This window comes from Haemophilus haemolyticus, assembly GCF_001008275.1.
Classification (GTDB): domain Bacteria; phylum Pseudomonadota; class Gammaproteobacteria; order Enterobacterales; family Pasteurellaceae; genus Haemophilus; species Haemophilus haemolyticus_P.
In genome coordinates, this window is record NZ_LCTH01000036.1 from 1 (window position 1) to 14,991 (window position 14,991).

A 14,991-nucleotide genomic window follows, 5' to 3' on the forward strand; every position below is an offset into this window, starting at 1 on the left:
CTCGAGCAAAAGCAAAAAAACTTGCACAAGCGGGAACAACAGAATCAGTTCCAAGCACTCAAGCCGTAGAAAGTGCGGTAGAAAAAACAGAAGAAAATTCAACCGCACTTGATCCAAAAAAAGCGGCGGTAGCCGCTGCGATTGCTCGTGCAAAAGCAAAAAAACTTGCGCAAGTGAATGGGACTACAGAATCAGTTCTAAGCACTCAAGCTATAGAAAGTGCGGTAGAAAAGACAGAAGAAAATTCAACTGCACTTGATCCGAAAAAGGCGGCTGTAGCTGCGGCCATTGCTAGAGCAAAAGCAAAGAAATTGGCAAAAACACAAGCAACATTAGAAAATAATCAGGAATAAAATAATGTTTAAAATGGTTAGCTCTCCTCATACTCATTCGGGGAAACTCACAGCGCGTATTATGTTTTGGGTAATGTTGGCAATGATGCCAGCTTTTTTCACGCAAATTTATTATTTTGGATTTGGCGTGGTGCTCCAATCTGTATTAGCCATTGGTACAGCTATCATTGCGGAATTTATTGCAATAAAATTACGTAGTAAAAAACCGCTAAATTATCTTTCAGATTTCAGCGTATCCCTGACTGCTTTAATTTTGGCGATGGCTATTCCACCTTATGCGCCTTATTGGATCATCATCATTGGAACACTCTGTGCGGTTTTATTAGGTAAACAGGTTTATGGTGGTTTAGGGCAAAATCCATTTAATCCAGCAATGATTGGCTATGTAATTCTTTTAATTTCATTCCCGTTACAAATGACAACTTGGATGCCACCAATTAATTTATTACAGGAACCACCGACTTTTTCAGATGCATTTTCATTAATATTTTCAGGTTTAACCACTGATGGATTTACGCTTTCACAACTTACACATAATATTGATGGCATCACCCAAGCAACGCCTTTGGATAGCGCAAAAATTTTCTATAAGAGTCACACTCAATTAAATGATTTTTATGAGTTAATTAAACTTCCGATTTTTATGGGTAATGGAACCGACTTTGCTCAAGGATGGTGGCAAGTCAACGTGGCTTTCTTAGTGGGCGGAGTTTTCCTTATTTTAAAACGTGTCATTCATTGGCAAATTCCAGTGGCGATGCTCGTCACCTTTTTCTGTTTAGCCACTGCGACTGCTTTTACTGGCTTCACGCATTTAAGTGCGATCAGCCAACTGGTTAGTGGAGCAATGATGTTTGGCGCATTTTTTATTGCGACAGATCCTGTCACAGCTTCCATCACACCACGAGGAAAAATTATTTTTGGCACATTAGTGGGGGTATTTGTCTATCTCATTCGCTATCATGGAAACTTTCCAGATGGTGTAGCATTCGCAATTTTATTAAGTAATATTTGCGTCCCACTTATCGATCATTACACGCGTCCACGAGTATCTGGTTATCCAACAAAAGGGAAAAAATAATGGGTACAGTAAAAATCACATCGCGTTACGGGATATTGCTAGGCTTTGTCGCCCTACTCTGCACAGCCATTTCAGCGGGTATTTTTTTTCTAACAAAAGATAAAATTGACGCAGTGATGGCGGCACAACAACGAGAATTGCTTTTACAGGTCATTCCACAAGATTATTTCAATAATAATCTGTTAGAAAGTGCGGTTATCCCTCAAGATAAAAATTTGGTGGGCATTCAGAAAATTTATTTTGCGAAAAAAGATGGAAATGTTTCTGCCTATGCCTATGAAACCACTGCGCCTGATGGGTATTCTGGCGATATTCGCTTGCTTGTGGGATTAGATCCAAAAGGTGAAATATTAGGTGTACGAGTAATCGAACACCATGAGACTCCTGGCTTAGGCGATAAAATTGAACTTCGTATTTCCAACTGGATTTTAAATTTTACTCATCAGTCGATTAATGAGAATAATTTAAGCGAATGGGCGGTAAAAAAAGATGGTGGAAAATTTGATCAATTTTCTGGTGCAACCATTACACCTCGCGCAGTGGTGAATCAAACTAAACGATCCGCATTAATCATGCTAAATAATCAAGCCTTGTTACAACAGCTTTCAACACAAGTGAAATAATATGACAGATTTAACTGAAAAAAATACCGCACTTGAAGAAGAGCAAACAGAAAGTGCGGTTGAAAATCAACAAAAATCCATGTGGAAAGAAATCTTTGCTCAAGGAATTTGGAAAAATAATCCAGCGGTTGTTCAACTTCTCGGGCTTTGTCCGCTTTTAGCGGTATCTAGCACAGCCACCAACGCTCTTGGATTGGGGTTAGCGACAATGCTTGTGCTCACTTGCACAAATACGGTCATTTCGCTTTTCCGTAAATATATTCCAAATGAAATCCGCATTCCAATCTACGTGATGATTATTGCGACAACTGTAACTGTCGTTCAACTTTTAATGAATGCTTACACTTATACGCTTTATCAATCACTTGGGATTTTTATTCCACTCATCGTTACCAACTGTATTGTGATTGGTCGAGCAGAGGCGTTCGCCTCAAAAAACAGCTTACTCCATTCAGTTTGGGATGGTTTCTCAATGGGATTAGGGATGGCGCTTAGCTTGACAGTACTTGGCGCATTGCGTGAAATCATTGGACAAGGTACGATTTTTGATGGCATCGAAAATCTATTCGGCGAACAAGCGAAATTTTTAACGCTCCATATTTACCATACAGACAGTAGTTTTTTACTTTTCATTTTGCCTCCAGGCGCATTTATAGGATTAGGCTTGCTCCTTGCAATAAAAAATCGAATTGATAAATAAGATGAATAAATTAAAAAGAATCGAAATATTAACCCGATTAAGAGATCAAAATCCCCACCCGACCACAGAATTACAGTATAATTCGCCCTTCGAATTATTAATTGCGGTAATTCTATCGGCACAAGCAACCGATAAAGGTGTGAATAAAGCGACAGAAAAACTATTCCCTGTTGCAAACACACCTCAAGCGATTTTAGATTTAGGATTAGATGGTTTAAAAAGCTATATTAAAACTATCGGGCTTTTTAATAGCAAAGCAGAAAATATTATCAAAACCTGCCGTGATTTAATTGAAAAGCACAATGGTGAAGTGCCTGAAAATCGCGAAGCCTTAGAGGCATTAGCAGGTGTGGGCAGAAAAACAGCCAATGTTGTACTAAATACGGCATTTGGTCATCCAACTATTGCGGTGGATACCCATATTTTCCGTGTATGCAATCGAACTAATTTTGCACCAGGTAAAGACGTGGTAAAAGTGGAAGAAAAACTGCTTAAAGTCGTACCTGATGAATTTAAAGTGGATGTTCACCATTGGTTAATTTTACACGGACGCTACACTTGTATTGCACGGAAACCTCGTTGTGGCTCATGCATTATTGAAGATCTGTGTGAATATAAAGAAAAAATTGAGTTTTAATTTTTGCGATAAAACACTCTAATTATTTACCGCACTTTTTATTAAAAATAGGAAAACAAATGACAACAAACAACAAACAACGACAAACTTGGTCGAGCCGACTCACTTATGTCATGACTGTCGCAGGCGCAACTGTCGGTTTCGGCGCTACTTGGCGTTTCCCTTACCTTGTGGGCGAAAATGGTGGCGGAGCCTACGTGCTACTTTTCTGTATCGCAATGATCGTAATCGGTATTCCGATGATTCTCGTTGAAAACGTTATTGGCCGTCGCTTACGTGTAAACTCCATTGATGCCTTTGGCGATAAAATTCTAGATAAAGGAAAAGGCATTTCCAAATATTGGAAAATCCTTGGCTATATGGGATTACTCGGTTCATTCGGTATCATGGCATATTATATGGTGCTTGGTGGCTGGGTTATTTCTTATATCATTAGCCTAATCAGCGGTACCTTAGATATCTCCGCACCCATTACTAAAGATGTCGCCAAAGATTTCTACGAGCTACATATTGGCAATAGCCCTTATGAAATTATTCTATACACCTTCTTATTTGTTGTGGTGAATTACATTATTTTAGCGAAAGGGATCATTGGTGGAATTGAGCGCTCTGTAAAATATTTAATGCCATTGCTATTCATCTTCCTCATTGGAATGGTTATTCGCAACGTAACATTACCTGGCGCAATGGAAGGAATTACATTCTATTTAAAACCTGATTTCAGCAAAATTACGCCACAATTATTTATCTTCGTTTTAGGTCAGGTATTCTTCGCATTAAGCCTTGGTTTTGGCGTATTAATTACCCTTTCCAGTTACTTAAATAAAGAAGAAGACTTAATACAAACTGCAGTTATTACTGGTTTTACCAATACAATTATTGCCGTACTTGCTGGCTTTATGATCTTCCCATCACTTTTCACCTTTGGGATTGAACCAAATGCAGGCCCAACTTTAGTATTCCAAAGTTTACCTATCGTATTCTCTCACTTATGGGCAGGTAAATTCTTTGCAATTATTTTCTTCGGCTTATTATTAATTGCTGCGCTAACTACTTCAATCACAATTTATGAAGTGATCATTACCGCATTACAAGAAAAGCTCAGAATGCGCCGTGGCAAAGCGATTGTCTTAACCCTTGGTGGGATTTTTATCTTGGGTAATATTCCAGCAATTTTAGGGGATAATGTATGGAAAGATGTCACCATTTTCGGCAAAAGCATTTTTGATTTCTATGATTATGTCAGTGGAAATATTCTCTTTATGCTGACCGCACTTGGTTGTGCTATTTTCGTTGGTTTCGTGTTAAAAGATGAGGCGAAAAAAGAACTTTCTCCAACACCAGACTCAACATTCACTAAAATCTGGTTTAACTATGTGAAATTCGTTGTGCCAGTGATTATTTTAGTCATCTTTATCAGCAACCTATTCTAAAAAAAAAAACCGAGTCTTTACTCGGTTTTCTTTTTTAAAGGACATATCTATAAAAATATTTGTGCCTTTAAGCCAATTCGCTGCCTTTCTTTTATAACATTTTCTAACCGCACTTTGAATCCGTGTAATTCCGCAATTCGCATGACAATAGAGAGCCCCAAACCACTACCCTTTTCATTTTGTCCAGCTGGGCGATAAAAACGCTGACCAAGTTTTTTCAAATCTTCAGGTTCAACGCCACCACCATTATCTTCAACAATAATCTGAGAAGATGCTATTTTCACTGAAACGGTTGTATCTTCTGGGCAATATTTAATGGCATTATCGAGTAAATTTCTAAGCATCAATGAAACTAAAATTGGTTGTCCTTGTTTTTGCTTTGGTTCAGATTCTATCTCAAAAGCCAACGTAATTTTACGTTTTTCTGCCACAAAATAACGCTCAGCGATCAGCGATTGAATGGTGCCTTCCCAATCAATAGGCTGTAATTCTTCTAATTCTTGTAAATTATCCAGTTTTGAAAGGGTCAAAAGTTGCTCAATTAACTGCGATGCACGATCAATCCCTTGGGTTAAATGCAAAAGTGCTTGTTCTCGTAATTCCACATCATCTCCCGCCAGTTGAGCAACTTCGGTTTGAATACGCAGTGCCGCCAATGGACTACGTAATTCATGGGCGGCATCAGAGGTAAAACGGCGTTCGCGTTGTAGCATGGCCGAAGTGCGGTCAAAAAATTGATTTAAATTTTTTACTAAGGGTAAAATCTCAGCGGGCAGCCCCTCAGTATTTAGCAATGACACATCACCAGATTTTCTCGTTTGAACTTCTTGGCTTAAACGTTTAATCGGTCGAAGTTCTTTATGAATCAACCATCCTAAAACGATGATCAAAACAGGCAAACTCGCAAACCAAATCCACATTTGCCCAAAGATCATTTCTTCAATTAAATCTTCGCGGTAGTCAAGCTCTTGCCCAACGGCAATAATCAAATTTCCATTTGCTACAGGCTGCCAGAAAATACGCCATTCATCGTCATCATTCAGCATATAGCCTTTCGCAAATCCAATTTCATTATCAAACACAAAATTATCGCCATTACGTCCATCTGTTAATAAACGTTTTCCATCTTTAGAAAAAATAGCAAAAGCTAATGCGTCATCATCATAGTTTTTCTTAAATGAATGTGGCTGGATTTTATTAATATCTTCCACATGCTCCAACAGAATATGACTAAGATCTGAATTGGCAAGACGTTCAGCAAAAAGGATTTGTTGGGCATCGAAAACATCATTCACTTCATTACGCACCTGCCACCATGCGACAGCAGTAGATACGCCCCACACAAAAAGTGCAGTGAAAGAAAGTACAGAAATAAAACGAAAACTTAAACGTTTGTTTTTCATTTATTGCGTTACTCCCAACGCATATCCAACGCCGTGTACTGTTCGAATAAATTGCTTACCTAATTTCTGGCGCAAATTATAAATATGCACATCTAACGCCCCACTGCTGATTTCCTCATCCCAGCTTGATAATTTTTCTTCAATCGATGAGCGAGACAGTACGCGATCTTTATTCAGCATAAATAATTCAAGTAATTTATATTCACGGCTTGTTAAAGAAATAGGTTGATTATTTAGCCAAACAGAACGCTGATTTGGGTCGAGTTTAACGCCAGCGTGCTCAATCACAGAATGATGATGACCATAACGACGACGAATAAGTGCTTGCAAGCGCGCCGCAACTTCAGCCAAAGCAAAAGGCTTACAAAGGTAATCATCTGCTCCACTTTGCAATCCTTTTACACGTTCATCTAAGGTATCACGGGCAGTCAAAATCAATACTGGAACATCTTGATGCTTGGCTCGCCATTGTTGCAATACATCTAATCCATCAAGCTTCGGCAAAGTTAAATCTAACACAACCGCATCATAAGGCGCAGAGGTTAAGGCATCCATTCCTGTTTTTCCATCCGTAAACCAATCCACCGCAAAACCAAGTTTAGTTAAACCAATCTGTAAACCATTGCCGATTAGATTATCGTCTTCTATCAATAAAATTCTCATAAAAAATTGACCGCTCTTTATAAATAAAAACAGCGAGCTAATGCTCGCCATTTTCAAAGAATGATTATTTTACTTTTTCGATACGTAATACTTCAAGATCTGCTTTCTCGAATACTTCGTTATCTAATTTACCGTAAACTTTCACTTTATCGCTTGAATCTACATTTAAACCATTCCAAACGTGGCGTTCAATTTCTACTTTGATTTGACCTGTACCATCGCTAAACCAGAATTCATCGTCATCAATTTGTTGTGTGATATTCCCTACTAAAGTGATCATTGAATTATCTGCCGCAGATAAAGCTTGTTTTACGCTAATTGCTGAAGGGGTTGCTTGTTGAAAACCGCCTTGAGTATTTCCGCCATTAAAACCTGCAAATGCAGAAGTGGTTGCTAATGCGAAGATTGTTGCTAATGCAAATTTTTTCATAATGTTTCCCTTTTAAGTAAGTTAATTTCAAGCACCATTGCTTGGATGGTGTGTATTAAAACAAATAAATCTTAAGAAAAGATTAAGAAACATAAAAAAACCTAAATTTTTTTAATTTAGGTTTTTCATAAATTAAAGTTTATTCAACTGCTCAATAGACGGTGCGTAATAATAAGCCCCCGTTACAGCCTTAGTGAAACCTAAAATGCGGTCAGTTTTTCCGTCTTTTTCACCAAACATATTAAGCAACTGTTGTTCAATGTTATAAAGCGTTGCACAGTAAGCAATAAAGAATAATCCGTGCGTACCGCTGGCAGTACCATAGGGTAAGCTTTGACGTAAGATTTTTAAACCTTTGCCATTCTCTTTTAAATCTGTACGACCAACATGAGAAGTATCTGCCTTATCTTCCATTTCTACGCTATCCGTTTTAGTGCGTCCGAACACATTTTCTTGTTTTGCCGTATTCAATTTTTCCCATTTGGCAAGATTGTGTTCATAACGTTGAGTAAACACATAACTTCCATCTTTATCATTGCCATTTGAAATTAATGCCACTTCTGCTCGTTGTGCATCTTTAGGATTTTCAGTTCCGTCAATAAAACCTGTGAGATCTCGTTCCTCCACCCAACGAAAACCATGAATCTCTTGCTGAACGTCAATAGCTTGAGCAAAAGCATTCACTGCAGCTTGTGCCACAGAAAAATTAACATCAGGGCGTAATGATTGAATATGCACTAAAAGATCAGTTTGAGTACTTGGCGCAGTTAAATCACCTTTTCCTAAAGTAACAAAAGGTTTAAGTTCTGGTGCGTCCTGCCCACCTAGGTTTTTCCAAGCTTTATCGCCAAAAGCAACGACCGCCCCCAAACGTGCATCGGGATAAGTTTGTTGAAGCTGTTCTAAGCGAGTAAGAAATTGGCGAGCCGCCGCGGGGATCTGAGAATAATCTGAGATATTTGCTTCTAAAAATACGCCTGCTTTGCAACCATCAAGCAAAATACCGGTTTGTGCTGTCATAAAAATCTCCTAAAAGGACAATTGGAAAACGCTTGCATTATACATGCAGCCACTAAAAAATCTTAAATATTCAAATAAAACTTGATCTAAGTAGCAAAAATTCAAATTTATTGTTGAGATTTTTTCTCATTAGATATATCGTTTCAAATAAGAATGGATTTCATTTATAAGGTTATTAGTTCTATGCCGAACCTTTTACGTTATATCAGCATATCTTTACTATTTTTATTTTCTCAAACAGTCTTTGCCGATAACTATCAAAAATGGGTTGATGACATTACTCAACGCTTGAATCACACCGAACAACTTCTTAAAGAAAACAAAATTGATGATGCCAAAACCGAAGTACAGATGGCCTATTTTGAAGTATTTGAAAATTTAGAAGGTCCCATTCGCATTAATTTTTCAGCGCAAAAAAGCTATCAAATGGAAGCCACTTTTGGTGAAATCCGCAAAATGATTGGCGAAGGTAAACCAATGAATGAGGTTCAAGCCAAAATTAACGGTTTAAAAAATGAATTACAGCAAGTTTTACCTTCTCTTGTTGAAGGGCATCAACTCAATGCAGATAGTCAGCACGGCGTTTATGATAATCAAGCCATCAAACCTTATTGGCAACAAAGTTTCAAAACCATTGATGATTTCATTGCACAAGCCATTAGTGCTTATGAAAGCGGTGATTTTACCAATGCTAAAAAAGCATTCCAACAAGCTCAATATGACGGCTACAAAAATTCTGAAATGGAAATGTCGGTTAGAACTAACCGCTCTTCTGAAATTTCGGCTGCGATCAATCAACAATTCTACAATTTAATTCGTTTGAGCGAACAACCCGATCAAATGACAGAAATTGCTTACCAAAGCACACAACTCTTACAAGATATTGAAGAACAACTTCCTAATTTACCAACCACTCGCGATGAGCAAAACGCTCAAGCGACACAATCACAAGCGCAAACTTCAGATAACGTTGCAGAGCAAGATTGGGCAAGAATTACTACTGAAATCAACCAACGTATTCAACAAGCTATTACCCTTTATGAACAAGGCGATGCAAAAAAAGCCATGCTTGCGGTGCAAGACACTTACTTCGATGTATTTGAAAGTTCTGGCATGGAAAACAAAGTAGGCTCGCGCGATAGCAATTTTAAAGCAGAATTAGAAGGTTATTTCACTCGTTTAGTCAGTCTGATGAAAGCGGGAAATGGTGACAAATTACAGGAACAAGCCGCAGGTTTAAATCAAAACTTAGCGAAAGCCGTTCAAATATTGCAAGGTGGTGAGCAAAGTAATTGGTCCATGTTCTTATATAGCTTGCTTATTATTTTACGTGAAGGCTTAGAAGCGTTATTAATCGTTGCCGCTATTGTGGCTTATATGGTGAAAAATAATCATCACAATAAATTGCCAGTTATTCGCCAATCCGTTTATGTGGCGTTAGGGGCAAGCGTAGTTACCGCATTTATCTTCCAACTTATTTTTGAAAACTCAGGGCAAAACCGCGAATTGCTTGAAGGTTTCACAATGATTATTGCGGTCTTTATGCTGTTTAGTATGAGTTACTGGTTGCTTTCTAAAGTCGAAGCAAAAAACTGGAAACGCTATCTCGAAGGCAAACTTTCAACGGCATTAACAGCAGGCTCTCTATTCGGCTTATGGCTTACCAGTTTCCTCGCAGTATATCGTGAGGGCGCAGAAACCGTATTGTTCTATTATGCCCTAGTTGGCGATGCGAAAAGTGCGGTCAGTTTAGCCTATCTTTTTGCCGGCTTTATTTTCGGGGTAATTTTACTGGCGATTTGCTACTTTATAATGCGTTACACCGTGGTTAAATTGCCATTAAAACCATTCTTTATGTTTACTGGTTCATTTATGTATTTAATGGCATTTGTATTTGCTGGCAAATCTGTACTTGAACTTATTGAAGGTAAACTGTTTGAACCGACATTAATTAACGGTGTACCAGAAATCTCGTGGTTAGGTGTTTATCCTTATGTGGAAACCCTTGTACCACAAGCAATCTTAATTCTTGCTGCTATTTTTGCTTTGTTTGTTATGAAATATCAAAGCAAAAGAGCGGTTTCAAATTAACTCAAACTCATCTCAGGAGAGAAACTATGAAAAAAGCACTTCTTAGCGCAAGTTTATTAGCAGGAATGTTTGCAGCAACTTCTGCTTACGCATTCCAAGAATATCCAATCGGTGAAGCGGTTACCATGAATGACATGGAAATTGCAGCGGTTTACTTAAAACCAGTGGATATGGAACCTCGCGGCATGGGCTTGCCTGCAGCAAAATCTGATATTCACTTAGAAGCAGATATTCACGCGGTGAAAGGTAACAAGAACGGTTTTGGTGAAGGTGAATGGATGCCTTATTTAACCATCAACTATACCTTAGTCAATACCGATACTGGTGCTAAACAAGAAGGTACCTTCATGCCAATGGTTGCTGGCGATGGCCCACACTATGGCGCAAACATTAAAATGATGGGCGTGGGTAACTATAAATTAACTTATCATATCGATCCGCCACCAAAAGCTGGTATGCACCGCCACACCGATGAAGAAACTGGCGTGGGTCGCTGGTGGAAACCATTTGATGTAAATTATGAATTCAAATTTACTGGTTTAAAATAATAGTGCTGTAGGGTGGGCTTCTACCCACCAATTAACAATCAGACATGAAAAAACGGTGGGCTAAAGCCCACCCTACCATTTAAAAATCCGCTTTCTATGACTTATTTTTTCATTTTTGTTTTGCAAGCTCTTTTGCCAATTTCGCTTTTACTCGGTGCATCTTGGGCAATTAAAAAAGGCAATATTTCGCCTAAAATGCTTATTTGGCTAAGCCTTATTGGCTTGGCTTTGGGTGTTGTCTTACGACTAAATATTCCTAATGGACAAACCACCAATCTTATTCTAACCATCGGCTTTTTAATTATCTTCTTACTTTTTGTTATCAGCCAATGGAGCAAATCATCAAACCTTGCCGCATTCTGGCAATTTTCATTAATGCTTATCGCGGGAGCAACTTGGGCAAAAGATCCAAACATCACCGCACTCACCAACACAGATGTGATTAACACTGACTTTATTTTAAATATAAGTGCGGTTATTTTTGGCGTAATTTTTAGTTTAGCTTCAAGTGCATGGCTCTATTTCTTACTTAAACAGCAACAAAAAACACAAGGGAAATCCACCGCACTTTTTGCACTCAGCTTTTTACTTTTTATCGCGTTAATTCTTCCGCTTATAGCAGAACTACTGCTTACCTTGATGAAATTACAACTCATTGAACTCACCAAAGTGCGGTTAAGTTTTGTGGCAAAATCAGGGGAAATCACCTCTTGGCTCAATATCATTTGTGTTGTGTTAATGCTCGTTGTGTTGTGTATTTTTACCATTCAAACACATTCAAAACGTTTAAAAGAAGCAAAAGCCGAAAAAGATCTTATTGAAAAACGCAAAAAATTAGCCTTCGTACAAACATCAAAACGCACCATTTACTGGGGCATATTCGGTATTTTATTTGTTGCCGCAAGCCAACTTTATTGGGAAAAAGTTGCCTCTCAACCGCCACAACTTTCTGAAGCGGTTCCAGTACAACTTAATGACAAAAATGAAGTGCATTTAGCACTAGAGCCACTTAAAGATGGCAAACTTCACCGCTTTGTTTGGATTGCTGATGATGGCAAAGCCGTACGCTTTTTCATTATCAATCGACAACCAAATAAAGTCAGTATGGCGGCAGTATTCGATGCTTGCCTACTCTGTGGCGATCAAGGCTATGTCATGCAAGGCAATCAAGTGGTCTGTGTTGGTTGTGGCGTGCATCTCTTTATTCCATCTATCGGTAAACCGGGCGGTTGCAACCCTGTACCTATTGAAAATTGGCAACAAACTGAAAATGAAATCGTGATTTCTCGTAAAAGCCTTGAAGATGGCTTGAATCTATTCAGTACGATTGTGGAAATTGAAGTACAAGATCCGATTAGTGGCGCCAAACTCAAAAACACTAAAACTGAATATAAATATAGCCACGAAGGGCATACTTATTTCTTTGAGAACGAAAAAAATCTCGATTTATTCCGCGATAATCCCGATAACTATCTCGGCATTAACAAAAACGAAAATCCAAAAGGGGAATAACAATGCTTGCTAGAATGTTATTTCAATCTTGGCGATTTGGTATCAAACGTAAATTACTCGCCATTATCACTATTTTCTTAGCAGCAGGCTTAGTCTCTGCGCTGCTTGCTGTTTCCATTGATATTGGTGACAAAATGGCGAAAGAGCTGAAATCTTACGGTGCCAATATTTTGGTGGAGCCAGCCAGCAATGCAGCATTACCTGATGAACTCAGCCATAGTTCTTCATTATCTAGCCAAGATTTTTTAGATGAAAAAGAACTTCCCAATATCAAAGATATTTTCTGGCGAAATAATATCGTGGGTTTTGCCCCGTTGCTTTCAGCAAATGTGCAAGTGACAAAATCTTCACAAAATTCCACCGCACTTTCAGCGCCTAAAACGATTAATGTGCTTGGTACCTTCTTTGATCATAATATTGCCGTGCCTGATGAAGAGGATTACCACACAGGACAACGAATCATTAGCCCTTATTGGAAAGTGGAAGGAGAATGGGTTGATGATTTAAACAATGACTTTGGCGAAGTCGTCCCTGCACTTGCAGGCGAACAACTTGCCAAAAGTAATGGTTGGAAAATTGGCGATAAACTTAGCTTAAGCTACACAAACGATAACGGCGAAAGCCAACAAAGTGCGGTAGAAATTAAAGGGATTTTAAGTACGGGTGGAACAGAAGATAATCAGCTTGTGATGCCCCTAAGTGCGGCACAAAATTTGCTGGGTTTAGAAGGCAAAGTGCAATCCGTTCGTGTATCTGCCCTCACCGTGCCAGAAAACGATCTTTCCCGTAAAGCGCGTGCCAATACGGATGCCTTAGATGCGGAAGCCTATGACCGTTGGTATTGCACCGCTTATGTTTCATCAATTTCTCATCAATTAGAAGAAGCAATTTCTGGTGCAATGGTTCGCCCAATTTGGCAAGTTGCTGCGTCTGAAGGTGTCGTCATTGGTAAAATCCAACTCTTATTGGCGGTCGTTACCTTCGCAGCATTAATCGCTGCGGCAATGGGTATTGCTTCCTTAATGAGCGCTGGGATTATTGAACGCTCAAAAGAAATTGGCTTAATGAAAGCACTGGGCGCTTATCAATGGCAAATTACCTTACTATTCTACTGCGAAGCGGTGTTAAGTGCATTAGTAGGCGGAATATTTGGCTGTTTAGCCGGATGGGGATTAGCCAAATTTATCGGTGCCGCATTATTCGGTGCGCCTCTTGATTTCGCTTGGATTGTCGTGCCTTGTGTTCTCGTGCTCTCCATTCTTATTGCGGTGATTGGCACTTGGTTCCCTGCGCATAAAATCGCTAAACTTTACCCTGTCGAGGTGCTTTATGGCAGAGCATAAAAGCGCAAAAACTCAAAGCATGTTCTGGCGATTAATTTTCCGCGCGTTGCGATTACGCCTCCAACGAGTATTCATTATTTTCACCGCACTTACTGTGGGAGCAAGCATCGTCACCGCAATGGCAGCGGTTTACTTCGACATCAACACCAAAATGAGCCAAGAACTGCGTACTTTCGGTGCAAATTTCTACATTGGTTCAGCCGATGGTGGAATGATGAATCAAGCAGAATTAAACGCAATTTTACAAAAATCACCCGATGGTTTTATCACCGCAGCCAGTCCTTACCTTTATGGCGTCGCACGCAGTGATTTAGAAAAAATTGTACTGATGGGCGTAAATTTTGATGCCATGCGAATCCTCGCCCCTTACTGGCAAATTACAGGATCAGCAATCAACGTAAACTTTGACGATCGCAATGCGATGATCGGGAAAACCCTTGCGGAACGATTACATGTGAAGGTGGGAGATAGCCTACAACTGTCTAAAAATGCCGTAGAAAAACATAGTTTCAACATTAAAGGAATTGTAGAAGCCGGTGATGCAACTGACAATATGCTTATTGTAAATGTTGAATTTGCACAAAATTGGTTAGATAAAGAAGGCGTAGTAAATAACGCATTACTCAATGTGCAAAATGAGCAAGGCGCCAATACAGTGGATCAATTTGCCGAAAAAATCATGCAACAATATCCCGATTTAACCGCTCGCCCTATCCGTAAAGTTTCCGCCTCAGAAGGACAAATTTTAGAAAAAATTAAAGGCTTAATGGGCTTAATTTCCCTTGTAATTTTGGTGCTTGCAACCTTATGTGTGAACACCACATTAATTGCAATTGTTGGCGAACGATCCAAAGAATTTGCCTTACAAAAATCACTGGGTGCAAAAAAATTTGACATCATTCGCCAAATCAGCACTGAAATTTTAATTATCGCATTTTGTGCGATTATTATCGGGCTTGGCTTGGGTTATTTATTGGCTCAAGTATTGGGAATAACTGTATTCAAATCTTATATTGATATGCGACTTCCTGTATTGCCAATTACGATTGTACTTTCATTATTAGTAGCATTTGTAGCTGTTATTATTCCAACACGTCGAGCATTGAGTATTAATGTTGCGAATGTGTTGAAGGGTGAGTAAAACTGAAGCGCTT

The 14,991-nt window shown here is 39.0% G+C and carries 14 protein-coding genes and 1 pseudogene; 11 read left to right on the forward strand and 4 right to left on the reverse strand.

Annotation, left to right across the window (positions count from 1 at the left end):
* The 6 genes and pseudogenes from AAX15_RS05920 to AAX15_RS05945 all read left to right on the forward strand — a co-directional run.
* Positions 1-353: pseudogene (locus AAX15_RS05920) on the forward strand (electron transport complex subunit RsxC); the annotation flags it as partial.
* A 4-nt stretch (positions 354-357) separates the two neighbouring features.
* A complete protein-coding gene (gene rsxD, locus AAX15_RS05925) occupies positions 358-1,434 on the forward strand; it encodes an electron transport complex subunit RsxD (protein WP_046939531.1) in 1,077 nt (358 codons plus the stop codon).
* On the forward strand, positions 1,434-2,057 hold the full coding sequence (rsxG, locus tag AAX15_RS05930; RefSeq protein WP_046939532.1) for an electron transport complex subunit RsxG: 624 nt from the start codon (positions 1,434-1,436) through the stop codon (positions 2,055-2,057). The genes rsxD and rsxG overlap by 1 nt, the downstream gene beginning before the upstream one ends.
* Before the next feature lies 1 nt (position 2,058).
* A complete protein-coding gene (locus AAX15_RS05935; protein WP_046939533.1) occupies positions 2,059-2,757 on the forward strand; it encodes an electron transport complex subunit E in 699 nt (232 codons plus the stop codon).
* A 1-nt stretch (position 2,758) separates the two neighbouring features.
* Positions 2,759-3,394 carry an endonuclease III gene (gene nth, locus AAX15_RS05940; protein WP_005626177.1) on the forward strand — a complete coding sequence of 212 codons (636 nt, stop codon included), beginning with the start codon at positions 2,759-2,761 and terminating at the stop codon, positions 3,392-3,394.
* A gap of 59 nt (positions 3,395-3,453) precedes the next feature.
* On the forward strand, positions 3,454-4,827 hold the full coding sequence (locus tag AAX15_RS05945) for a sodium-dependent transporter (RefSeq protein ID WP_046939534.1): 1,374 nt from the start codon (positions 3,454-3,456) through the stop codon (positions 4,825-4,827).
* Positions 4,828-4,874: 47 nt separating this feature from the next.
* On the opposite strand, the gene qseC is transcribed toward AAX15_RS05945, so the two are convergent.
* The 4 genes from qseC to AAX15_RS05965 form a co-directional block, all read right to left on the reverse strand.
* Complete coding sequence (gene qseC / locus AAX15_RS05950; RefSeq protein WP_046939535.1) at positions 4,875-6,230, reverse strand: quorum sensing histidine kinase QseC; 1,356 nt, start codon at positions 6,228-6,230, stop codon at positions 4,875-4,877.
* Positions 6,231-6,893 (reverse strand): response regulator, encoded by a 663-nt coding sequence (locus tag AAX15_RS05955; protein WP_046939536.1) that lies wholly within the window; start codon positions 6,891-6,893, stop codon positions 6,231-6,233.
* 64 nt (positions 6,894-6,957) lie between these two features.
* Positions 6,958-7,323, reverse strand: a complete 366-nt coding sequence (locus tag AAX15_RS05960; RefSeq protein WP_046939537.1) for a YgiW/YdeI family stress tolerance OB fold protein — start codon at positions 7,321-7,323, stop codon at positions 6,958-6,960.
* Between the two features lie 132 nt (positions 7,324-7,455).
* Entirely contained in the window at positions 7,456-8,343 is an 888-nt protein-coding gene (locus tag AAX15_RS05965; RefSeq protein ID WP_046939538.1) for a Dyp-type peroxidase, read from the reverse strand.
* Positions 8,344-8,526: 183 nt separating this feature from the next.
* Here AAX15_RS05965 and AAX15_RS05970 point away from each other — a divergent pair, with 183 nt between their 5' ends.
* The 5 genes from AAX15_RS05970 to AAX15_RS05990 all read left to right on the forward strand — a co-directional run bounded on the left by AAX15_RS05970 (position 8,527) and on the right by AAX15_RS05990 (position 14,978).
* Positions 8,527-10,434, forward strand: coding sequence for an FTR1 family iron permease (locus tag AAX15_RS05970; protein ID WP_046939539.1), 1,908 nt, complete (start codon positions 8,527-8,529; stop codon positions 10,432-10,434).
* 26 nt (positions 10,435-10,460) lie between these two features.
* A complete protein-coding gene (locus AAX15_RS05975) occupies positions 10,461-10,982 on the forward strand; it encodes an iron transporter (RefSeq protein ID WP_005626197.1) in 522 nt (173 codons plus the stop codon).
* 96 nt (positions 10,983-11,078) lie between these two features.
* Positions 11,079-12,494: a Fe-S-containing protein gene (locus tag AAX15_RS05980; protein ID WP_046939540.1), complete on the forward strand. Its 1,416-nt coding sequence runs from the start codon at positions 11,079-11,081 to the stop codon at positions 12,492-12,494.
* A gap of 2 nt (positions 12,495-12,496) precedes the next feature.
* Complete coding sequence (locus AAX15_RS05985) at positions 12,497-13,837, forward strand: ABC transporter permease (RefSeq protein ID WP_046939541.1); 1,341 nt, start codon at positions 12,497-12,499, stop codon at positions 13,835-13,837.
* Positions 13,824-14,978: an ABC transporter permease gene (locus AAX15_RS05990; protein ID WP_046939542.1), complete on the forward strand. Its 1,155-nt coding sequence runs from the start codon at positions 13,824-13,826 to the stop codon at positions 14,976-14,978. Before AAX15_RS05985 ends, AAX15_RS05990 begins: the two co-directional genes overlap by 14 nt.
* The last annotated feature ends 13 nt before the right edge of the window (positions 14,979-14,991 follow it).

Excerpts from the sequence above, each read along its gene's own strand:
- rsxD (WP_046939531.1), top strand. The coding sequence starts at position 358 with ATGTTTAAAATGGTTAGCTCTCCTCATACTCATTCGGGGAAACTCACA.
- rsxG (WP_046939532.1), top strand. The coding sequence starts at position 1,434 with ATGGGTACAGTAAAAATCACATCGCGTTACGGGATATTGCTAGGCTTT.
- AAX15_RS05935 (WP_046939533.1), top strand. The coding sequence starts at position 2,059 with ATGACAGATTTAACTGAAAAAAATACCGCACTTGAAGAAGAGCAAACA.
- nth (WP_005626177.1), top strand. The coding sequence starts at position 2,759 with ATGAATAAATTAAAAAGAATCGAAATATTAACCCGATTAAGAGATCAA.
- AAX15_RS05945 (WP_046939534.1), top strand. The coding sequence starts at position 3,454 with ATGACAACAAACAACAAACAACGACAAACTTGGTCGAGCCGACTCACT.
- qseC (WP_046939535.1), bottom strand. The coding sequence starts at position 6,230 with ATGAAAAACAAACGTTTAAGTTTTCGTTTTATTTCTGTACTTTCTTTC.
- AAX15_RS05955 (WP_046939536.1), bottom strand. The coding sequence starts at position 6,893 with ATGAGAATTTTATTGATAGAAGACGATAATCTAATCGGCAATGGTTTA.
- AAX15_RS05960 (WP_046939537.1), bottom strand. The coding sequence starts at position 7,323 with ATGAAAAAATTTGCATTAGCAACAATCTTCGCATTAGCAACCACTTCT.
- AAX15_RS05965 (WP_046939538.1), bottom strand. The coding sequence starts at position 8,343 with ATGACAGCACAAACCGGTATTTTGCTTGATGGTTGCAAAGCAGGCGTA.
- AAX15_RS05970 (WP_046939539.1), top strand. The coding sequence starts at position 8,527 with ATGCCGAACCTTTTACGTTATATCAGCATATCTTTACTATTTTTATTT.
- AAX15_RS05975 (WP_005626197.1), top strand. The coding sequence starts at position 10,461 with ATGAAAAAAGCACTTCTTAGCGCAAGTTTATTAGCAGGAATGTTTGCA.
- AAX15_RS05980 (WP_046939540.1), top strand. The coding sequence starts at position 11,079 with ATGACTTATTTTTTCATTTTTGTTTTGCAAGCTCTTTTGCCAATTTCG.
- AAX15_RS05985 (WP_046939541.1), top strand. The coding sequence starts at position 12,497 with ATGCTTGCTAGAATGTTATTTCAATCTTGGCGATTTGGTATCAAACGT.
- AAX15_RS05990 (WP_046939542.1), top strand. The coding sequence starts at position 13,824 with ATGGCAGAGCATAAAAGCGCAAAAACTCAAAGCATGTTCTGGCGATTA.